This window comes from Steroidobacter sp. (assembly GCF_016790065.1).
GTDB lineage: Bacteria > Pseudomonadota > Gammaproteobacteria > Steroidobacterales > Steroidobacteraceae > Steroidobacter.
The window spans coordinates 1-21,618 of record NZ_JAEUPY010000882.1 but is presented as its reverse complement, the minus strand read 5'-3'; the positions used below and the strand labels follow the sequence as shown (position 1 = coordinate 21,618).

General features: G+C 60.9%; 13 protein-coding genes and 1 pseudogene. 12 read left to right on the top strand and 2 right to left on the bottom strand.

The features are described 5' to 3' along the window. Window positions 1-38 precede the first annotated feature (38 nt). Window positions 39-1,328, top strand: a complete 1,290-nt coding sequence (gene waaA / locus JNL55_RS35375; RefSeq protein ID WP_293866122.1) for a lipid IV(A) 3-deoxy-D-manno-octulosonic acid transferase — start codon at window positions 39-41, stop codon at window positions 1,326-1,328. Here the strand turns inward: waaA and JNL55_RS35370 are convergent. After that, the gene (locus JNL55_RS35370) at window positions 1,304-1,837 is read right to left on the bottom strand and encodes an MEDS domain-containing protein (protein WP_293866119.1); all 534 of its coding nucleotides are present in this window, start codon (window positions 1,835-1,837) and stop codon (window positions 1,304-1,306) included. The two genes, waaA and JNL55_RS35370, sit on opposite strands and share 25 nt — an antisense overlap. A gap of 179 nt (window positions 1,838-2,016) precedes the next feature. Here JNL55_RS35370 and JNL55_RS35365 point away from each other — a divergent pair, with 179 nt between their 5' ends. Both JNL55_RS35365 and JNL55_RS35360 read left to right on the top strand, forming a co-directional pair. After that, entirely contained in the window at window positions 2,017-4,848 is a 2,832-nt protein-coding gene (locus tag JNL55_RS35365; RefSeq protein ID WP_293866116.1) for a TonB-dependent receptor, read from the top strand. 78 nt (window positions 4,849-4,926) lie between these two features. Further along, window positions 4,927-7,869, top strand: coding sequence for a DUF748 domain-containing protein (locus tag JNL55_RS35360; protein WP_293866113.1), 2,943 nt, complete (start codon window positions 4,927-4,929; stop codon window positions 7,867-7,869). 15 nt (window positions 7,870-7,884) lie between these two features. On the opposite strand, the gene JNL55_RS35355 is transcribed toward JNL55_RS35360, so the two are convergent. Continuing rightward, complete coding sequence (locus JNL55_RS35355) at window positions 7,885-9,483, bottom strand: glucan biosynthesis protein (protein ID WP_293866110.1); 1,599 nt, start codon at window positions 9,481-9,483, stop codon at window positions 7,885-7,887. A 167-nt stretch (window positions 9,484-9,650) separates the two neighbouring features. Here JNL55_RS35355 and JNL55_RS35350 point away from each other — a divergent pair, with 167 nt between their 5' ends. From JNL55_RS35350 to JNL55_RS35310, 9 genes and pseudogenes are all read left to right on the top strand, one after another. Beyond that, the gene (locus JNL55_RS35350; protein ID WP_293866107.1) at window positions 9,651-10,247 is read left to right on the top strand and encodes an RcnB family protein; all 597 of its coding nucleotides are present in this window, start codon (window positions 9,651-9,653) and stop codon (window positions 10,245-10,247) included. A gap of 152 nt (window positions 10,248-10,399) precedes the next feature. Beyond that, a complete protein-coding gene (locus JNL55_RS35345) occupies window positions 10,400-11,935 on the top strand; it encodes a M48 family metallopeptidase (protein ID WP_293866104.1) in 1,536 nt (511 codons plus the stop codon). A gap of 137 nt (window positions 11,936-12,072) precedes the next feature. Continuing rightward, complete coding sequence (locus tag JNL55_RS35340; protein ID WP_293866101.1) at window positions 12,073-12,654, top strand: RNA polymerase sigma factor; 582 nt, start codon at window positions 12,073-12,075, stop codon at window positions 12,652-12,654. Next, window positions 12,647-13,678: a FecR family protein gene (locus JNL55_RS35335; RefSeq protein ID WP_293866099.1), complete on the top strand. Its 1,032-nt coding sequence runs from the start codon at window positions 12,647-12,649 to the stop codon at window positions 13,676-13,678. Before JNL55_RS35340 ends, JNL55_RS35335 begins: the two co-directional genes overlap by 8 nt. Window positions 13,679-13,770: 92 nt before the next feature. Next, the gene (locus tag JNL55_RS35330) at window positions 13,771-16,215 is read left to right on the top strand and encodes a TonB-dependent siderophore receptor (protein ID WP_293866097.1); all 2,445 of its coding nucleotides are present in this window, start codon (window positions 13,771-13,773) and stop codon (window positions 16,213-16,215) included. A 2-nt stretch (window positions 16,216-16,217) separates the two neighbouring features. Beyond that, window positions 16,218-17,696, top strand: a complete 1,479-nt coding sequence (locus JNL55_RS35325; RefSeq protein ID WP_293866094.1) for a serine hydrolase domain-containing protein — start codon at window positions 16,218-16,220, stop codon at window positions 17,694-17,696. 2 nt (window positions 17,697-17,698) lie between these two features. Further along, complete coding sequence (locus tag JNL55_RS35320) at window positions 17,699-19,246, top strand: amidohydrolase family protein (RefSeq protein ID WP_293866091.1); 1,548 nt, start codon at window positions 17,699-17,701, stop codon at window positions 19,244-19,246. Further along, a complete protein-coding gene (locus JNL55_RS35315; protein ID WP_293866088.1) occupies window positions 19,243-21,405 on the top strand; it encodes a S9 family peptidase in 2,163 nt (720 codons plus the stop codon). The genes JNL55_RS35320 and JNL55_RS35315 overlap by 4 nt, the downstream gene beginning before the upstream one ends. 18 nt (window positions 21,406-21,423) lie before the next feature. Beyond that, window positions 21,424-21,618: pseudogene (locus tag JNL55_RS35310) on the top strand (hypothetical protein); the annotation flags it as partial.

Genomic DNA, 21,618 nt, shown 5'->3' with positions numbered 1-21,618 from the left:
GCAGATGCGGGTACCATCTTAACGAAGAACTCCACAACATGCTGCGTTCCGTCTACACCGCACTCCTGTATGTGTTTGCGCCCATCGCTTGGGCAGCCACGGCCCTCAAGGGCCTGCGCGATCCTGCCTATCGCGAGCGGCTGCCGGAGCGGCTGGGCTATACACAGATCTTTGCGCCCGCCGGTGCATCCCGCCCCATTTGGCTCCATGCGGTGTCGGTGGGCGAGGTGCAAGCCGCCGCGCCGTTGATTCGGGCGCTGCTGAAACAGCATCTGCGCCATTCATTGTTGGTGACGACCGCCACACCCACCGGCGCGCAGCGGGTGCAAGCACTGTTCGGCGATTCGGTGCGCCACGCGTACTTGCCTTACGACCTGCCGGGCGCCGTGCACCGGTTTCTGGATCGCGTGCGGCCGTTGCTGGCCGTCGTGATGGAGCGCGAGATCTGGCCGAATCTGTTTGGCGAGTGCGAGCGTCGGCGAATTCCCATAGTGCTGGCGAGCGCGCGCATTTCGGAACGCTCGGCGCGGCGCCACCAAAAATTTGCAGCACTGTTTCGTGAGGCGTTGTCGGGCAACGTTACGGTCGCCGCGCAGACGGCGCTCGATGCTGAGCGCTATCGTTCCATCGGTGCACAGCGCGTGCTGGTCACCGGCAATGTGAAATTCGATATCGAAGTGCCGCAGGCTGCTCGCGAGGCGGGTGCGACACTGCGAGCTACGCAGCTCGCGAATCGTCCGGTGTGGGTGGCAGGCAGCACGCATGACGGAGAAGAACAACAATTGCTGGCGGCCCATCGCTCGGTGCTGGCGCAGCGCCCCGACGCGTTGTTGGTGCTCGTGCCGCGACATCCGAATCGATTCGATGCTGTGCGTGCCTGGCTCAGAGCCGAACAAGTCGAGTTCGCCGCACGCAGTCGCAACGAAGCGGTGACCCCGGCAATGTCGGTGCTGTTGGTGGACACACTCGGCGAGTTGATGACGTTCTATGCCGCTGCCGACATCGCATTCGTCGGCGGCAGTTTGATTGCCACGGTGGGTGGACACAATCTGCTCGAGCCGGCGGTGTTGGAGCGGCCCATCTTGGTCGGTCCTCACAATTTCAACGCACCCGACATTGCGGCATTGCTGCTGGAGCGCGGCGCTGCGCGTCAGGTGGATTCAGCGGCAGCGTTGGCGTCGGCCATTCTAGAGTTGTATGCAAGTCCGGCCGCACGGGCCGAGATGGGCGCGAAGGCGAGCGCTATCGTGGCGGAAAATCGTGGCGCGTTGAGTCGGGTGTTGCAGCTGATCGAACCGCTGCTTCAGGCGCCTTCCGCCAATACATGACTATGGATGCCGTGCAGAAGCTTACGATTCTGCGGATCCCGAGTGAATTCCGATTCTTCGTAGACACAGAACAAGCTGAAGTTGTGTTCACGGCTGAGCTCGTTCCACAACTCTTCGAGCAGAATGGCCGCTGTCGGCCGGCCGCGCGCCACCAATAACGACACCATTTCGCCGAACACTCGCACTGGCCGTCCGCTCGCGCTGGCCTGGCTCATCAACTGATTGAACTGGCGATGGAAACGTGGCCGATTGATGCCGCTGTGGGCATCGAAGAAGGTCGCCAGCGTGGACTCGGTATGTAACGGAATGTAACGGTATTCTGCCGACAAGGCGCCGACATCCAAGCCGGCAGCGGCCAAGTACTCATCGAGCATGCGCAGATGCTCGGCGGTGGCAACTGCCACGCAGGTGTCGCCGGCGGCGAGACCCTCGTGCAGATAGCGACCCACCGCCCTGACGTAGCTCTCGTCGCTGCTGAAAAATTGCAAGATATGGTCGGAAGTGTTCATGGATGAAACTGTGACGGCTCAGATGATAGTTGCATGACAGTTGTTCCGAGCAGTGCTGCTTTCCGAAGTGACAACGCTTGCGATCTGATGTTCCTTCTCGAGCTCGTCATCTCTCCGCAACGCAACCTTCACAGCGTCGCTGCATAAAGCTCCTCGCGATTTCGTCGGGGAGTACTGTAGTGAAAATTGTCAAAGGCATGGATTGGCGCGGTGGCAGTCGTGGCATTTGGTCCACATCACTGGCGGCAGCCGTGGCCGGCGTGATGGCCGGTTCATGTATTCCCTCAGGCGCTTTTGCGGGTTCGCTGTACGGTCGAGTCAGCGATGCTGCGGGCGTCAAGTCGCTGCAAAGCGCGGCAGTGGAAATCGTCGAACTCAAACGTCGCGCCCAAACCGGCAGCGATGGCTCGTTTCGTTTCAGTGACGTGCCGGATGGCACGTATACATTGCGGACGCAATATATTGGCGCGCCGGCGCTCGATACGACGGTGAATGTTTCCGGCGATACACGCAGCGCCGACATCATGCTCGGCGCTGGCGGTAGCGACGCGAGCTATATCGACAACGTGCTGGTCGTCGGTCAGCGCGCCAGCTTGTCGAGCGCGTTGTCACGTCAGCGCTCCGCTGATGGCGTCGAGAGCGTGCTGAGCCGCGACGGCATCGGCCAGTTTCCCGATCAGAACGCGGCTGAGTCGTTGCGTCGCGTGGCCGGTATCAATGTGCTGAACGATCAAGGCGAAGGTCGTTTCGTCGCCGTGCGCGGCCTGTCGCCCGACCTGAATGCCGCTTCGATCAACGGAGCACGCGTGCCGGCGCCGGAAGCGGACGTGCGCTCGGTGGCGCTGGATGTGATTCCGGCCGAGTTGATTGAGTCTATCGAGATCAAAAAGTCGCTGACGCCCGACATGGATGGCGACACCATCGGCGCCTCCATCGAAATCAATACCACCAGCGCCTTCGATCGTAAGCAACCGTTCCTGTCGTTCTCGGGTGAAGGTTCGTTCAATGAACTGAACAGCGAATGGTCGCCCAAAGGCAGCTTGGATTTTTCCACCACGCTCGGCGATCGCTTCGGCATCGCTGGCGGCTTGTCTTATTACAAGCGCGAGTTCTCCACCGACAACGTTGAAATGGACGGCTGGAGCGAGAGCGAGGACGGTGTGGCGTTTGCCGAGAGCGTCGAATATCGCGACTATGACGTCGAGCGTCAGCGCCTCGGTGGTTCGTTGTCTCTGGACTATCGCTTGAGCGATGCGACCACGTTGTACGCGCGCTTCTTGCGCAGCGAGTTCGAAGATCAGGAATATCGCGGCCGGTTGATCTTTGAAATGGGCGAAGAGCCCAATGGCGGCGGCGCCAACAGTGCCGACTTTTCGGACCAGGACGGCGAGGTTCAGGTCGTCCGAGACATCAAAGATCGGTTCGAGAAACAAACCATCTCCACGCTCAATGTCGGCGGCGAGACCTTCGCCGGTGCCTGGACCTTCAAGTACAACGGCTCCTGGTCCACCGCCAAGGAACGCGAAGCCGGTTCGCTCGACCCGGTCGAATTCCAGCGCGAGTTCGAGGGCGAAGGGTTGGATGTGAGCTTCGACTACAGCAACTGGTTGTTGCCGCGTTACTCGCTGAGTGGCGCCAGCGCGGCGGCCGTCAGCGATGCCAGCGAGTTCGAGTTCGACAAGATCGAACGTACTTCGCTCAGCTTGGCCGAAGACGAAGAGCTTGCGGCACGGTTCGATATCTCACGCGAATTCGCTTTGAGCGATGGTCAGTTCACGCTGCAGTTCGGTGCCAAGGCGCGGCAGCGAGAGAAGACCTACGACAAACAAGTCGACGTGTTCGACGGCTTCGATGGCGACTTGACACTGGCCGATGTGGTGGGCTCGCCGAGCTATGGCTTGAATGCCATCGGGCCGGTGCCGGATGGACGGGCGGTACGGAATTTCATCTCGGCCAATCTGGCTGACTTCGAGTTGAACGCTGCGGATACGGCGTTCGAGTCGAGCATCGCTGACTACAGCGTCGACGAAGATGTTTACGCCGGCTATGTGCTCGGGCGGCTCGATCAAGGTTCATGGCGTGTGGTCGGCGGTGTGCGCGTCGAACAGACTCGCAATGACATTCGAGCCAATGCGGTGACTTTGGTCGAGGGTGACGATGATGTGGAGATCGATGTCACGCCGACGCGGTTCGAGCGTGACTACACGTATGTATTGCCGAGTTTGAACGTGCGTTTCCAGGCGAATGAAGAGCTGCTGTTGCGCGGTGGCTTGTATCGCAGCTTGGTTCGTCCGCAGATCGGTCAGCTCGCGCCGCGCTTCGTGCTCGAAGATGACGAGGGTGAGTTCGGCAATCCTAACCTGAAGCCTTACGACGCGTGGAATCTGGATCTGTCGGCCGAGTGGTACCTGGGTAATAGCGGCGTCTTGCAGGCGGGGGTGTTCTTCAAGCGCATCGAAGACTTCATCGTCAATGTTCGTTATGAAGACGGCGGCGAATTCCTTGGCATCGCCTTCGACGAAGCACTGATTCCGCAGAACGGCGATCAGGCCAAAGTGAAGGGAGTCGAGCTGAATTATCAACAGGCGTTGAGCTTCTTGCCTGCGCCCATGGATGGCGTGCTGCTGGGCTTCAACTACACGTACACCGATGCGGAAGGTGAGATCGACGGTGTCACCGTCGCGTTGCCGGCGTCCGCGGAGAATACGTTCAATGCGTCGCTTGGGTATGAGAAGGGGCCGCTGAGCTTGCGGTTGACGGCTTCGTATCGAGATAAGTATCTCGATGAGCTTGGCGAGTCGCGTGGCGAGGATCGATACGTCGAAGATCACATCCAGTATGACCTGACTGCCCGGTATCGAGTGACGCCGCAGTTCCAGGTGTTTGCTGAGGTGGTGAACTTGGGCGATGAGCCGTATGTGGCTTATCAGGACGTCGGTGGCCGCAAGCGCCTGCTCCAGTACGAAGAATATTCGTGGACCGGCAAGACCGGCTTTCGTTATACGTTCTGAGCGGCCCTTACCATTCGTTACAACTGATCCGCAGGCCAAGGCTCCCGGTTGGGTTGGCAACCGGGGTACGCTAGCGGTATGGCCAAGTTACCCACCCGCCTGGCGCCGCTGGTCGCGCTGGCTCGTTTGCATTGGATTGCCCTGAGTGCCGCTGCCGGCGCACTGCTGCTGTACGCGCTGGCCGGCTTTCTGCTGGTTCCTCATGTGGCCCGTTCGCAGCTGAGCAGTTATGTCACCGAGACTTTGCATCGGCAGCTGTCGGTGGGCGAGATTCGCTTCAATCCTTTCACGTTCGAGACCAGTATCAGCCAGTTCGCGTTGGCCGAGGCCGATGGCGCGCCGCTGCTGGCGTTCCGGCATCTTTATGTAAACGCGGAACTGGCATCGCTGTGGCGGCGGGCGGTGGTGCTCAAGGAAGTGCAGCTGGCGGCGCCGGGTATCGACGCGGTGATCGCCAAGGACGGCACGGTGAACCTGGGGCAGCTGATACCTCCTTCGACCGAGCCCGAGTCGACCGAGGCGACGCCGGTGAGTATCGGCAAGCTGCAGGTCTACGAGGGCCGCATCGGGTTGACCGACCATACGCTGTCACGACCGTTCTCCGCGGAGCTGACGCCGGTTCGTTTCACGCTCACGGACTTCAAGACCGACGTCGATTACAACAATGCCTATGATTTTGCGGCCACCACCCTGGCCGGCGAACGGCTGGCCTGGAGTGGCGGCTTTACGGTGCAGCCGCTGCGCTCGCAGGGCCAATTCAGTATCGAACGCTTGCGGATGCAGACTGTGGATTCGTATTTGTATGAATCCGTGCCGTTCCGGCTGGCGGCGGGAGAGGCGAGCATCGCCGGTACCTACGCGTTCGCGCTCAATCCGGAACTGGCGCTCGATGTGACGTTGCCATCGCTACGAGTGCGCGGCCTGGTGCTGGCCGAGCGTGACGACCGAGCCGAGGCGCCGGTCAAGATTGGCGGCGTGCACGCGCAAGGAGTGACGTTCTCGTATGGCAAGCGCGATGTTGGGGTGAAGCGTCTGGATGTGACTGGCGCGCAAATCAAAGTGACGCAAGCGGCGGATGGTTCGATCAACTTGATGCAGTTGTTCGGTGACACAGCTGCCGATGATGGCAAGGCTGCTTCAGCTGGACAGCCGCGCGCAGCGACGGATGCATCGTCCGCTGCGCCGGACTGGCTGGCACACATCGACTCGATCAATGTCACTGACGCCGCGATCACAGCGGAAGATCGTACCGTCTCGCCCGCGACTCGATTCGATCTGGCGCCGCTGCAGCTGGCCGTGAACGGTTGGAGCACCGCTGCGGCCGCCAAGATGCAGGTCGATGCCGACGTCACCATCAACCGCAGTGGCAAGTTGCTTGGCAAGGGCACGGTGCAACTCGAGCCGCTGTCTGCCGATCTCGCTGTCGATCTGGCTGGCTTCGAGCTGCCGGTGTTGCAGCCGTACCTGGACAGCAGCACCGCGATGACGTTGCATTCCGGCAAGCTCGCGGTCAAAGGCGATGTTTCTTACGCCGCCTCGCCGGAGTCAGCGCCGCCGCTGAAGTTCCGGGGCGAAGTGCAGGTGGCTGAGCTGCGCACCACCGATCGATTGGTCAAACGGGATTTCCTGAAATGGCGGGACCTGGCGATCAGTGGCATCGACTTCAGCCAGAATCCGGACAAGCTGACCATCGACCGTATCCGTGCCCGAGAGCCGTACGCGTTAGTGGTGATCTCTCAGGACGGCGCGTTGAATGTGACCAGCGTGTTGAATCCGGGCGAGGTGCCACCGCCGGCTGCGGATGGCAGCAAGCAGGCTGCGAACGCGACCGCGAACGCGACCGGGTCGCCGCCGTTTCCGGTGCGTATCAAAACCGTGCAGGTCGTCAATGGCTCGGCCAACTTCGCCGACTATTCCATCGAGCCGTCGTTTGCCACCGGCATTCTGAGCTTGAACGGCACAGTGACTGGCCTGAACTCGGATCTGGCCTCGCGCGCCAAGGTCAAGCTCGACGGCAAGGTGGACAAGTACGCGCCGGTCGAGATTGCCGGCGAAATCAATCTGCTGTCGGCCGCGTTGTACACCGACCTGTCGATGAACTTCCGCAATATGGAGTTGACCACGTTCAATCCTTATTCGGGCAAGTTCGCCGGTTACAACATCAGCAAGGGCAAGCTGTCCACGGAGCTGCAATACAAAGTCGAGGAGCGCAAGCTGCAAGCCGCGCATCACATCGTGGTGGACAATCTGGAGTTCGGCGACAAGACCGATTCCAAAGACGCCGCGCCGATTCCGTTGAAGCTGGCGATCGCGCTACTCAAGGATCGTCACGGCGTCATCGACGTCAACCTGCCGGTCGGTGGCACGCTGGACGATCCCAAGTTTCGTCTTGGTCCCATCGTCTGGAAGGCCGTGCTCAACCTGCTGACCAAGGTCGTCACTGCTCCGTTCACGGCGCTCGGTGCGTTGTTCGGCGGCGGCGAGGAACTGGCGTTTGTCGATTTCCCGGCGGGTTCATCGGAACTGCCGGCAGTCGAGGCGGAAAAGTTGGGCAAGCTCGCCAAGGCGCTGGTCGAGCGGCCGCAACTGAAGTTGAACGTGCCGCTGACCGTGGTGACTTCTCAGGATAGTGAGGCGATTGCTCGCACATCACTTGCCGCCAAGTTGCCTGCAAGTGAAGAAGAGGTAGTGGACGACGCTGCCAAGCGAAAACTCGTCGCCGCTTACGAGAAGGCTTACCGAGAGATCGTGAAGTCGGCTCCGCAATATCCCCCGGAGGTCAAGACCGGCAAGGATGGCGATGTCGACGCGCAATTCCAGTTTCTTCAGGCGGCGCTGCTGACATCTCTGCGCCCCGACGATTCAGCGCTGCAAGCACTGGCTCACGCGCGGGCGCGAGCCGTGCAAGATGCTTTGCTGACGAACACGGAACTGAATCCCGAACGCGTGTTCATTACCGCCGAACGCAGCGAAGGCAAGTCGCAGGATGCCAACGTGCGCATGGAGATGAAGTTGGAGTGACTGCCGGAAAGACGTCTAGTGACCTGCGTTACGCAGGAACTGCAGACGTTCTTGCGGAGTCGGTGGCGACCACTGATACGGCCACGTTTCGCTCAACGGCAGATGACCGACGCGCAGGAACAGGCGGATGTCGACCGGGTCCATGCTGTCGTCGGGTAACTTCACATCGAACATCGCGCGATAGCCGCGGGTGTGCTGTAGCGGGCGCGCCGAAGTGATTTCAACTTCACCCCGCGACACGCTGATGACCGGTTCGACTTTGGCTCGCTCCGGCAGCGTGGCCAGTTCGCCGCCTTCGAAGTCGATGGCGAAGCGCCAAGAGAAATAACGACGGCGTTGACCCACAACTCCGCCGAGGCCAGTGCGCGTGGCGACGGCTTGAGCGAGCGTGGGATAGATGGGCATCTGCGTGCCCCAATACATCCGATAGCTATACAACAGCTCATCGCCCGCCTTGGCCGGAGTCGCTGGATTCCAAAACGCGACGATGTTGTCGAACGTTTCATCCACCGTCGGAATCTCAGTGAGCTGCACTGAGCCCTTGCCCCACGGCGACTTCGGTTCGATCCACAGGCTCGGACGGCGCTCATAAAACACACCGTCGTCCTGATAGTTGTGAAAGTCGCGATCCCGTTGCAACAACCCGAAGCCGCGCGGATTCTCATCCAAGAAAGAATTGAAGCGCAGCGTCGCCGGATTGTTCAGCGGGCGCCACAGCCACTCGCCGTTACCCGTGTACAACTGCAACCCATCGGAGTCATGAATCTCTGGCCGCCAGTCGTAGCCCATGCGCTTATCGTTCTCGCCCACCTGATACATGCTGGTGAGCGCGGCAATACCTAACCGGCGAATGGCTTTGCGCGGATACACCGCTGCATCCACTTCCACCACTTGCGGCGCGCCAGGCGTCAACGCGAAGCGATACGCGCCGGTGACGCTGGGCGAATCCAGCAAGCCATAAATCACCAACGTTTGTGCATCTGGTTTGGGCCGCTCGAAGTAGTACTCGGAGAAGCGTGGAAACTCTTCCGGGTCCAACGCCGTGTCGATGGCCAAGCCGCGCGCCGACAGGCCGAACTGTCTGGTGTCGCTGCCGACGCTGCGGAAATAGCTGGCGCCGAGGAATGACGCGACGTCTCGTTCCCAATCGGCGACGGTATGAATACGGAAGCCGGCGAACGACAAATCCTTGGGCAGCGAACGCGCGTTCACGCCGCTGCGGCTCAGATCGAACATGTCGGGGCGATACAGAATCTCTCGCGCTTGGCCGTCGACGATTTCATAAAGGCGCACCGGCTCTTTGAAGCCGCGGCCCATATGAAAAAACTCCAAACGGAAGTTGGCATCTTTTACGTCACCCCAGACGGCTTCGTCGCGGTGAAACCGAATCGACTGATATTCGTCGTAGCCCAAGTCCACCAACACCTTCGGCGCCAGCTTGGCCGGCGGCTGGAAGGTCTTGGTCGCCATGGCGCGTGCCTGGCCTTTCAAACTGGCGTAATCGAACACCTTGGCGGGCCCGCGCGTGGCGGGGGCGGCGGCATTTGCCAGGCCGGTGGCGGAGAGCGTCGATAACGCAACGGCGGACTGAAGAAAATCGCGACGTCGGAGCATGAGTTACCTGAGTTGAGTGACACGAACCGGGCACAACGCACGAGGCGAGCGAAGGTTACCAGCTGAACGCTAGCTGACCAAAGCCGTTCAGGTTCCGATCAGTCGGGTCGGGCAATAGTGTGCTCCAAGAGCTGGTAGTAACCACCAGCGTTCTGGAGGAGAAGGCGATGAAGACCCTGTTTGCTGCTGCCGTAGCGGTGTCGTTGCTGACGGGGACTGCAGCGACGGCGTATGCCGACAATGATCATGGCCGGAAGTACGAGCGTCGCCAGGACGATCACGGCAAGGATCGTCGCGACTATCGCGGTCGGAACGATCACGGTAAGGATCGTAAGGACTATCGCGGCAATGACAATCGCGGTTGGGATCGCAAGGACTATCGTAGTTACGACCGTCGTGACTATGGCCGCGACGATCGTCGGTACGATCGCCGGGATGATCGTTGGGACCATGGCCGTCGGGACTATCGAGTAGATCGTCACGATGCGTATCGCGCTGGGTATTACAACGGTCGCTCCGATCAGCGTCGCTATGACCGAGGTCGTTACATCGCTCCCCGAGGCTACTATGTCCGCAGTTGGCGACATGGTGATTACTTGCCGAGGTCGTATTGCGAGACTCGGTACGTCGTGAGCGACTATCACTCGTATCACCTCGGCGCGCCGCCCCGCGGGCATCATTGGGTGAGAGTGAATAATGATGTTGTGTTGGCGGCGGTGGCCAGTGGCTTGGTTGTCAGTGTTGTGAACGGTTTGTTCTACTAGGCCTGAAGCCCCCTATCCCCCTCCCGAGCCCGGGAGGGGGAACTAAAACCAACCTCTCTTTCCCGCATCCCGAATAATGAGACCCAGGTCACGCGGCAAGCGTGACCTGATTCCGTACCCTCCCTCCGGTTCATCGTCGCCGGCGAGAGATTATGGAAAGGCACGAGTTCTCCGCCCTGATCGGGCGCCTGGAACGGCAGGCCGACGACAATCCGCAGTTCTATGCGGTGAAAGTCGGCGCACTCGCGGCGTTGGGTTATGCCTCGATCGTTGTGCTCGCCGGCATCATCCTAATCACCTTCTGGTACACGTTCAGCCCACTGCTTTCCGGTGAGCGATTTCGCGCGCCGCTGGTAATCGCCTGCGCGGTGGGTTTGGTGACATTGGTGGGAATGATCCGCGCGCTGTGGGTGCGCATTGCTGAACCTTCTGGTTTAAGAATCAGCCGCGACGAAGCGCCAAAACTGTACGCGGCGATCGACGAAGTGGCCAGGAAGATGGGCGGAGTGAAGGTCGACTCGGTGTCGGTCAGTGCCGAGATCAACGCTTGTATCGTGCAAATCCCGCGTTGGGGCATCTTCGGCAACTACAGTAATCATCTGGAGATCGGCTTGCCGCTGGCCATGGTGCTCACCGTGGATGAATTGAAAGCGGTGATGGCGCACGAGATGGGTCACTTGTCACAGGCGCATGGCAAGTTCGGTGCGTGGATCTATCGGCAGCGCGTGACGTGGCATGCGCTCGAATCCAAGTTCAGTAATCCGGTGGGCATCTTCGATCAGGTCCTCGGGGCGTTCTACGGTTGGTACGCGCCTTATTTCTATGCGTACAGCTTCGTGCTCGCGCGCAATCAAGAGTATGTGGCGGATCGCGCCGCTGCTCATGTCACCAGTGCTGCGGCCATCGGTGCCGCGCTCACCAAGTTGGAATTGGCGGGACGATTCTTGTCCGAAGTGTTTTGGAAACGTTTGTACGATCAGGTGGAGAAGCAGCCCGCGCCGCCTTACATGCCGCACTCGGTGATGCCGCGAGCGTTCAAAGCGGCGGAACAGCAGTGGGCGCGACCGGACTGGTTGCAACAGAGCTTGCGGCGCTATGCGGCCGACGACGATACACATCCCAGTCTGGCTGAGCGCTTGGCGGCACTCGATATCGAGCCGTCTACGCCGGTGCATGATCCGGATCGATCGGCGTTGTCGTTGTTTCAGCCGTCGACCACGGCGCTGCTGAAGTTCTTCGACGATGAGTGGCAACAGGACACTGCGCCGAAATGGCGCAAGCGTCACATTGAAATCGCCGAAGCCAAGGCCAAGCTCACCTTGATGGAAGATGCGCAGACCGAGGCGCTCAACGATCAGGAGGCGTGGGAGAAAGCGTTGTTGCAGCTCGAGATCGATCGCGAGGATTTGGCGATGGAAACGCTCGAGCAGTTGTTATCGCGCAATGGCGAATTTCCCAAAGCGCATCTGCTCATGGGTCGCATGCTGCTGGAACGCGCCGACGATCGCGGCTTGAAACATTTGTTATTGGCGGTGGAACAGGATCTGGAGCTCACCGACGAGGCCGGTCGCGCCGGCTATGTTTATTTGCTGCGGCGAGGTCGAGAGCAGGAAGCGAAACGGTTTTGGTCCAAAGCACAGGATCTTTACGAGAATCCACGCCACATGCGCGATTCGCTGGCCGAGTGAACCCTGGCCCGGCCGCCGTGCGGTCGAGTTCATGACTGAGGATTGTGCGAAGGGCTCGGCCTAGATATAACTGCTCGCGACTTCGATACCCTTGAGACGATTGGCGCGCCCAAATCCTTCGCCCGAACTCCTCCGCGATGACCCTTGCCCCCGATCCAAGCAGCATCGACCAATGGTTCGCTGCTGAAATCCTGCCGCACGAGGCGGCCCTGATGCGCTATTTGACGCGCGTCTGGCCGGATCATGCGGAGGTGAAGGATCTGCGCCAGGACGTGTATGTGCGCGTCTATGAAAGCGCGGCGCGTGTGCGCCCGGCGACTCCCAGAGCGTTCCTGTTTGCCACGGCCCGCAACCTGATGGTCGACCGGCTGCGGCGTGAACGCATCGTGCCGATCGATTTCACGGAGGATTTGGAGGCTTTAAACGTCTATATCGATGAAATCTCGCCCGAGCGTCGGCTCGGCGCTCGGGAGGAGTTGCAGCGCCTGGTGCAGGCGTTCGACGCGCTCTCGGATAAATGTCGCGAGGTCATGTGGTTACGCCGGGTTGAAGGACTCTCGCAGCGAGATACGGCCGCCCGTCTGGGCATGCACGAGGGGGCGGTGGAGAGCCAACTCGCGCGGGGCGTGCGAGCGCTGGCGCAGGCCGTCTTCGGTCGGGTAGCCCGGCCGGAATCTGAGGACGACGCGAAGCAGCGTCGTGAAGCACGGAATGGATAGTGAGCGCATAGAAGCCATCGCGGCCGACTGGTTCGCCAAACAACAAAGCGGCCAGTGGACGTCTGCCGATCAAGCGGAATTCGATCTGTGGTTGGCCGCGGCGACCGCGCATCGGGTCGCTTTCATTCGTCTGGACGCAGCCTGGCGGAGTGCTTCGCGCTTGCAGGTGCTGGGCGCTGGCGTGCCCGAAGGCGTCATTCCTGAGCGGCGCTCGTGGGGTTATTCGCTGTTGCGTCGGAAGCAAGCGGCAGCGGCCGACGTAGCGTCGGATGCAATTTCGCGAGCGGGGTGGCGTTCATCGAAGTCGTTGCGGGCCATCGCTGCATGCGCCGTGGTCGCTATCGGCGTCACGATTGGCGTGCAGTCATGGCGACCGTCCGCCGAAGAGCATCAAACGGCTGTAGGCGGCATGGACACAGTGCCGTTGGCGGATGGCTCTCGCATCACGTTGAGCACCGATAGCCGAGTGCGAGTGATGTTGAGCGCGAACGAGCGCCGTATCGAACTGGAAAAGGGCGAAGCGTTCTTCGACGTGGCCAAAGACAAGTCACGGCCGTTCGTGGTCGTGGCTGGCGACCGACGAGTCATTGCGGTCGGTACTCAATTTTCCGTGCGGCGTAACGACGAGGATGTGCGCGTCGTGGTGACGGAAGGGCGCGTGCGCTTCGCCAATGACCAAGATCCGCCGGCCGCCGTGCCGTTGCAGCTGGACGCGGGCGCCATCGCCCGCGCGACTGCCGGCAGCGTGATGGTGCGCGAGCAGGCGGTGAAAGAGGCCGAGCAACTGCTCAGCTGGCGCAATGGTTTCCTGATGTTTCGAGACACCGCACTCACCGAGGCGGTCGCCGAGTTCAATCGTTACAACCAGCGCAAGATCGTCATCGCCGATGACGCCATTGCAGATATTCGGATTGGCGGCAGCTTCCGCGTCGATAACATCGATGCGTTCTTGTGGCTGTTGGAAAACGGGTTCCCGGTGCGCGCGCGTCACCAGCAAGATGCCGTCGTGTTGAGCGCTCGCTAGAATTTCTAATCCGGCTCGCGAAGGAATCTTTCGCATCGCTCGTCGTTATGGACGGGGATGACACATAAGATCCATTCGGGAGAACGTTTCGTATGAAGACTTCGGTCAAGCGCTGGACCCGATCCGCGCTGCTTTCCTTGGCTTGTTCGGTGCTGCTGGCCGGCCACGCGGACGCCGATGGCGCCAAGCGCCAACTCACCATTCCAGCCGGCGACCTGACGGTGGCGCTCGATGCACTGGCCAGCCAGTCCGGCGCGGAGTTTGTTTATTCCGCCGAGAAACTCAAAGGCTTGCGCACCGAGGGCGTGAGCGGCGAGCTGTCGGTGGAGGATGCAGTCAACAAGCTGCTGCAGGGAACGCGGCTGGAACTGCGCAAGACCCATCAGAGCGGCGCTTTCCTGATCGCCGAGCGCGAATCGCAGGACACGGCGAGCATCGAAACCGTCAATGTGTTCGGTACCCTCGACGATGAGCTGAGCATCGGCTCCAAAGCGGGTCAGTCTTTGCGCGAGACGCCGAAGTCCGTCACCGTCGTGACACGCGAGCGCATCGAAGAACAGAATCTCACTTCGTTGGTGGACGCGCTCAATCAAACCACTGGCGTCACGCTGACGCCGTACAGCCCGGTCGATGTGTTCTTTTTCTCGCGCGGCTTTCGCGTACAAACCATTCAGATTGATGGCGGTGCGCCGGCCTACACCGGTGGTTTCGGTTCATTCCTGACACCTGACATGGCGGTTTACGACCACGTCGAAATGTTGCGTGGTGTGGACGGTATGTACACTGGTGCGGGCGAGCCTGGCGGTGTGATCAATCTCGTCAGAAAGCGTGCGTTGAGCACTCCCACGGTCAACGTCAACGTGTCGGCAGGCCGTTGGAACTTCGGGCGCACCGAGCTGGATCTGACCGGTCCGATCACTTCCGACGGTCGGCTGCGCGGGCGTATCGTCGGCGCGTACGAGAACAAGGATTATTTCTACGACCGCGCCGAGTCGGAGAAGACCATTTTCTTCGGCACCGTCGAGTACGACCTCACGCCTTCGACGCTGGTGGCGGTGGGCGCCAACTACGAACGTCGCAAGGAGGATGGATATTTCATCCAGGGCTTTCCCCGCTACCTCGACGGCCGCGATCTGAAACTGCCTCGTAGCAAGAGCCTCGCGCCGGACTGGAGCCTGTGGCACTTCACCACCAAGGAAGCCTTCGCGCGCGTCGAACAGGACTACGGCACGGGCAAGCTGAAGTTGAATGTGACGCGCATCGAACAGGAAAGCGCCAATCAGCAATTCATTTCCTACGGCGCGGTCGATCCAGTCACGCTGACCGGGCCGGTGTCTTATGGCCGTTCCAGTAGCTTCGATTCCACCCAGAACCTGATCGATCTGTCGGCCACCGGCGGCTTCGAGCTGTTCGGCCGGCAGCACAACTACACCATCGGCGCCGATTATTCGGCAATCGACGGTGGCGGGCAGAAGGGCTACAGCATGACGGGCTACGACTATCCCGGGCCGGCGATCGATGTGTTCGCGCCGTTCGATCCGGCGCAGTTTCCCGAGCCGGACCTGGTGTTGAACAGCTACTACCCTGAAAACGGACAGAAGCAGCACGGCTACTACGCAACCCTCGGCGTGCAGCTCGCCGAACCGCTCCGACTCACGTTGGGCGGACGCTATGGCCAATACGAATACGAGCAGATCTATCAGCCCGTGAGCGCAGGCGTGTACGGCGCTCCGAGCCGCACGTTCTTCAAGGACAGCAAGTTCATTCCGAGTGCGGCGCTGAGTTGGAATTTCGCGGCCGATTGGACCGCTTATGCCAGCTACGCCGAAACGTTCCGCGTCCAGGCCAACATGTTGCAGGCTCCGTTGCCGGGCACGCCGCTAGATCCGGTCACCGGCGACGGCTATGAGTTCGGCGTGAAGGGTGAGATCGGCAAGTTCAACGCCGCGTTCGCCGTGTATCGCGTGGAGCGTAACGGTCAGGGCGTGGCCGATCCGGCCTATCCGTTCACACCGGGCAGCGACGGTTCCAACTGTTGCTACCTGCGCCAGGCCAATGTCACCAGCGAAGGCTTCGATGCAGAAGTCAGCGGCACGATCACGCGCGGCCTGCAACTGTTTGCTGGTTACACCTACAACACCAGCAAGTTCGAAGGCGATCAGAGCGGGTTCTACGACGCCGGCGCGTACTTCCTGAGCGTCACGCCGAAGCACATGGCCAAGGTGTGGAGCACCTGGAATCTGCCGTTCGGCGACGCGCGTTGGACGATCAACAGCGGCGTCGTGGCGCAGACCGATAGTTACATCGAAGGCGTAGCGCTGTCCGGCGGCCAGTTCGTTCCGTTTCGTACCACGCAAGGCACCTATGCGGTGTGGAACGCCTCGGTGCAGTACAAGCTGAGCGACACCTGGAGCGTCGGCGTGTACGGAGACAACTTGCTCGACCGTCGTTACTACTCGGTGCTCGGTTCCATCGATACTGAGAACAGCTACGGCACGCCTCGCAGCTATGTCGTGACCCTCCGCGGTCGCTGGTAGCAATGCGCTGGGTTCGAGGAGCAACCAGCCTGCTGATGGCAGCAGGCTGGATGGTCGCGCACGCGGGTAATTCGCCGCGGGCCGGCGCCGATGACTTCGACGAAGTGCGTCGGTTCATTCGCGACGGACTGGTGGAGCGATCCGTGCCTTCGCTGGCCGTGGCTGTTGCCAAGGACGGCAAGATTCTTTGGGAAGAGGGGTTCGGTTGGGCGGACCGCGAGCAACGTCGCCTCGCCAACCCGCACACGGTGTATTCGTTAGCGTCCATCTCCAAGCCCATCACCACCACCGGGCTGATGACGTTGGTGCAGGCGGGCAAGGTGCAGCTCGACCGGCCCATCAACGACTATCTAGGCGCGGCCAAGCTACGTGCGCGAGTCGGCGATGCGAAGGATGCAACTGTCCGGCGCGTCACCGAACACACCTCGGGCTTGCCCATGCACTGGCAATATTTTTATGCCGACGAGCCGTATCGGCGGCCGTCAGCGGATGACAGCATCCTGCGCTATGGCAACTTGATCACGGCGCCGGGCGAAGCCTACGAGTACTCGAACATTGGCTATGGCGTGCTGGATTACGTCATCGAGCGCGTGTCCGGTCGCAGCTATGCGGATTTCATGCGCGACGCAGTGTTCTTGCCGTTGGGCATGACGCGTTCTTCGGTGGATCTCGCTCCCGGTTTGGAAACAAACGCAGCGACGCGTTACGACGCGGCCGGCGCGCCTTTGCCCCATTACGATAGCGACAGTCGCGGCGGCTCCAACGTCTGGGCGAGTGCGCACGATCTGGTCACCTTTGGAATGTTCCATCTGCACACGCCGCTGCCGGCACAGCAGCGCATCTTGAGCGATGCATCGATAGAAACGATGCACCGTCGCACTGCCGGCACCGACGCTCACGGCTATGGCATCGGTTTCGAAGTGGGCGATCGCAACGGGGAACGTCTGATCGGACACTCCGGCAGCATGGGCGGGGTCCGGACGCAGATGATGCTGTTTCCCGAGCGCAAGCTGGCCATCGTGGTGCTGAGTAACAGCAATGACGATCTGGTGGGCGAAACCGCCGAGCGCATCGCTGCCAAGCTGTTGCCGAAGTGGCCGATTCCGCCGCCGCGCACCTGGCCTGAGCCGCCGCCATTCGTGACGCCGGACGAACTGCTCGGCACGTGGCGAGGGACGCTGGTTACTTACAACCAGGATTTACCCGTTGAACTGAGCTTTCTGCCGAGCGGTGAAGTGCACGCGCAAGTAGGCGGACAGTTGCGCACGCTGGTCAACTCGGCGCACTTCGAGAACAACAAGTTCACCGGCGAATTGGGCGCTCGCATCGGCACCGCCGACACCGAGCGTTACGACTACACCGTGCGACTATCGTTACAGCTGCGCGGCACGGTTCTCAATGGCGGCGCGACGGCGAGAGATGTCGAGACGCAACGCATGCGTAACGCGCTGACTCACTGGCTCGAACTCACCAAGGAATAGTCATGCATTCGTGCTCGTTGCTGCGCTGGTCGTGCGCAGCGCTGCTCAGTCTGGTGTTGTCGGTTGCTTTGGCTCAAGAGCAAGAGTGGCAGGATGCGCAGCCGCGAGTGGCAGGGCAGGGCGTTGGGCCGTTCAAGCGGCTCGTCATCAAGAACGCAATGCTGGTGCGTGGGCATGGGATGCCGGCGAGCGGGCCGTTGACCGTCGTGATCGAGGGGAATCGCATCGTCAGTAACGATGGCTTCGCCGCGCGTGCCGACGATCATGTGATCGACGCCACTGGCATGTACGTCGTGCCGGGGCTCATCGACACGCACGTGCGCCTCATCGATTCTGGTTATGACGATTTGCCGCCCGACTACGGCATGAAGCTATTGTTGGCGCATGGTGTGACCACCATTGCATCCATGCAGGATTTCAGTCGGATCGACTGGGCGTTGCGTTTACAGAAGCAGTCGGCAGCGAACACCATCGTCGCGCCGCGTGTGCAGGTATGGGCCGACGTGTCTGGCGATTCGCCGGAAGAGATTCGAGCCAACGTGCGTACAGCTCGCAAGCGCGGTGTGTTCGGTATCGGCGAAGGCTCGGTCTATACCGGCAACGTGGCCGTCATGCGCGCGGGTCTCGACGAAGCCAAGAAGCTTGGCATGCGCTCTCACTGGCACATGAGTTCGCTGGTCGCGCCGCAGTTCAATGCGCTCGACGCGGCACGCGCCGGTCTCAACGGGCTCGCGCACTGGTACTGCTTGCCGGAGACGTTGTTCGAAGGCAAGACGCTGCCGACCTATCCCAAGGGCTACAACAGCAACGATACCAGGCAACGTTTCGCCGAGGCCGGGCGGCTCTGGAAACAAACGGCGCCGCCGCACAGCCCGACCTGGAATCGAGTCATCGATGAGTTTCGGGCGCTGGACTTCACCTTCGAGCCGACGTTCAGTGTGTACGAGGCGCATCGCGACTACATGCGAGTGAGCCGCGCCGAGTGGCACGACGACTATCTGCATCCGGTGCTCGAAAAGACGTTCATTCCAGGTAAGACCGGCCGCTTCTCGCATTTCTATGATTGGACCAGCAGCGATGAGATCGAGTGGCAGAACAACTTCCGGCTGTGGATGGCGTTCGTCAACGAATACAAGAATCGTGGCGGTCGAGTCGTTGCCGGCACCGACGCTGGCTTCATGTGGGTGAACTTCGGCTTCGGCTTGATCCGTAACATGGAGATGCTGCAGGAAGCCGGCTTCTCGACGTTGGAAGTGTTGGATGCAGCGACCGTCAATGGCGCCGAACATTTGGGCATGCAGGCCAGCCTCGGTTCCATCGAACCCGGCAAGCTGGCGGATCTGGCCATCGTCGATGGCGATCCGCTCAGCGATCTCAAGGCGTTCTACGCCACGGGCACGTTGCGTTTGCAGCCCGATGGCACCTCGCGCAAGCAAGGCGGCGTTCGCTACACGATCAAGGACGGCATCGTTTACGACGCGCGGGCCTTGATCGATGAAGTCGCTCAGATGGTGCGCGACGCACGAGGCAAGCAGGTGGTGCAGCGGTGAACCCGAAACTGCTCGGACGCGGGCTGGCACTCGTCGCCTGTGTCGTTGCGAGCAACGTCAACGCGCGCGATATGGCAGCGGCGTACACGCATGCCGAATCCATGCTCGCGCCCAATCTCAGCGGCGAGCTGCGAGGGCTGCAGATCGATCCGGTGTGGATCGACACGAATCGTTTCTGGTATCGGCTGAGCGATGCGAGCGGCAGTGAACTCGTGCTGGTCGATGCGGCGAAAAACACGCGAGTCGTTTGTCAGTCGAGCGACGCTCGTTGCCAGTTGCCCGCGCCAGCTCCGGAGGTCGGTGCCGAGGAAGTCGCGTCGCCCGACGGCCGTTGGGCCGCGTTCGTTCGCGATCACAATCTTTATGTGAGATCGCTGCGTACTGGCGCAGAGCGTCCGCTGACCAACGACGGCATTCAGGACTATGCGTATGCCGTATGGCCCGAGGGTCATGTGCAACGGTTTCGCGCCGAGCGAGAAGGTGAACCGTGGCCAGCGCGAGTGTTGTGGTCGCCCGATTCGCGTCGCCTGCTGACTTATCGTGTCGACCAACGCAATGTGCCACCGCTGCCGTACGTGCAAATGGTGCCGCCCGGCGGTTACGGCAGCCGGCCGGTGTTGCGACAGTTGCGAGTGCCATTCCCGGGCGATGAGTCGGTAACCACATCTGCACTGATCGTGTTCGAGGTCGAGACTGGCCGTCGAGTGGATGTGCGCGATCAACCCATCATTTCCTACTACGACTTGTTACATCCGTGGGCTGGATTCTTGTGGTGGGATGCTGCGAGCACCGAGGTGTTCTATTTCCAGCATTCGCGGGGCTATCGCGAGGTGAGCTTGTCAGTGGCCGACGCGACGACCGGAACGGCGCGCAAGATCGTTAGCGAGCAAGCCGAGAAGTACATCTTCGAGAAAGTGCCGGTCACGTCGCCGGACGGTGCCGATGTGTTCTGGTTGTCCAGCCGCGATGGTTGGCAGCACCTGTATCACTACGATGGCAAAAGTGGCGCGCTTCGCAAACAGCTGACGAGCGGCGCGTGGCGGGTCGACAAGATCGTGCGTGTGGATCGTGCCGGAAAATGGATTTACTTCACAGCGGGTGGTCGCGAGGCGCGGCTCGATCCGTACTACCTGCAGTTATATCGAGTCAGGCTCGACGGTTCGCAGCTGCAGCGGCTGACTCCGGAAGACACGCATCACTCGGTGACGTTCTCGCCGGACGGCCGTTACTTCATCGATCGGCATTCGACGGTGAGTACGCGACCGGTGACGGTGTTACGTCGCGCCGACGGGCGACTGGTGCGCGAACTCGAAGTGGCGGATTGGTCGCCACTCCTGGCGCGTGGTTGGCGGCCGCCGGAACGGTTCAAAGCAAAAGGACGAGATGGACGCACAGATATCTACGGCGTGATCACGCGCCCGGCGGACTTCGATTCCACCAAGAAATACCCGGTGTTGGATTACATCTACGGTGGTCCGCAGATGATCTACGCGCCGCGCGCATTCAATGGCGGATCGCTCGATGACGCCCTCGCGCAGTTGGGCTTCATCGTCGTGCGCATGGACGGGATGGGCACGCCGGGGCGTTCTCAGCAATTCCAGGAAGTTTCCTATGGCAAGGGCTTCTCCGAAGCGGGCGGATTGGTGGATCACATCGCAGCGCTTCGAGAACTTGCCGCGCGTGACAGTTCATTGGATCTGGAGCGCGTCGGTATCTTCGGCTTCTCAGGCGGCGGCTATGCGACCGCGCGTGCCATGTTCGACCACCCGGACTTTTTCAAAGTCGGCGTGGCCGGTGCCGGCTCGCACGATCAACGTTTGTATCTGGCGGAATGGGGTGAGCATTTCGTCGGCCGTCCGCAATGGGATCCAGAAGCCTATCGAACCCAGGCGAATGTCAACGCGGTTGCTGGGCTCAAAGGCAAGCTGCTGCTCGCGCACGGCGATCTGGATGACGATGTGCACGTTGCGAATGCCATGCAGCTGGCGCACGCCTTGATGGCGGCGAACAAAGACTTCGACATGTTGATCCTGCCCGATCGGTTGCACGGCATCGCGCGCGACCCGTATTTCCTGCGCCGTATGTGGGATTACTTCGTGGTGAACCTGATGGGCGAAGCGGCGCCCGCCAATTATCGAATTACTACCTTGGGCGAGTGAGCCCCTTGAGAGGTTGAGATGAGATTCACATCGTTGTGCGCCGGTGCGCTACGCATCGTGGCTGCGTCGATTTTCGTTGTTCCCATGACTTTGCAAGCGGCCGAACCCGCGCCCGCTGAACTGCAGCCGGCGCGCGAGGCAGTGCTCCGTCACGTGCAGGAGCATTCGATTCCGGGACTGTCGGTCGCGGTCTGGAAGGATGGTCGAATCATT

Bases quoted from the DNA above. Each gene is read 5' to 3' on its own strand.
- JNL55_RS35355 (WP_293866110.1), bottom strand. From the start codon at position 9,483: ATGCTCCGACGTCGCGATTTTCTTCAGTCCGCCGTTGCGTTATCGACG.
- JNL55_RS35335 (WP_293866099.1), top strand. From the start codon at position 12,647: ATGGATAGTGAGCGCATAGAAGCCATCGCGGCCGACTGGTTCGCCAAA.
- waaA (WP_293866122.1), top strand. From the start codon at position 39: ATGCTGCGTTCCGTCTACACCGCACTCCTGTATGTGTTTGCGCCCATC.
- JNL55_RS35345 (WP_293866104.1), top strand. From the start codon at position 10,400: ATGGAAAGGCACGAGTTCTCCGCCCTGATCGGGCGCCTGGAACGGCAG.
- JNL55_RS35370 (WP_293866119.1), bottom strand. From the start codon at position 1,837: ATGAACACTTCCGACCATATCTTGCAATTTTTCAGCAGCGACGAGAGC.
- JNL55_RS35330 (WP_293866097.1), top strand. From the start codon at position 13,771: ATGAAGACTTCGGTCAAGCGCTGGACCCGATCCGCGCTGCTTTCCTTG.
- JNL55_RS35325 (WP_293866094.1), top strand. From the start codon at position 16,218: ATGCGCTGGGTTCGAGGAGCAACCAGCCTGCTGATGGCAGCAGGCTGG.
- JNL55_RS35350 (WP_293866107.1), top strand. From the start codon at position 9,651: ATGAAGACCCTGTTTGCTGCTGCCGTAGCGGTGTCGTTGCTGACGGGG.
- JNL55_RS35340 (WP_293866101.1), top strand. From the start codon at position 12,073: ATGACCCTTGCCCCCGATCCAAGCAGCATCGACCAATGGTTCGCTGCT.
- JNL55_RS35360 (WP_293866113.1), top strand. From the start codon at position 4,927: ATGGCCAAGTTACCCACCCGCCTGGCGCCGCTGGTCGCGCTGGCTCGT.
- JNL55_RS35320 (WP_293866091.1), top strand. From the start codon at position 17,699: ATGCATTCGTGCTCGTTGCTGCGCTGGTCGTGCGCAGCGCTGCTCAGT.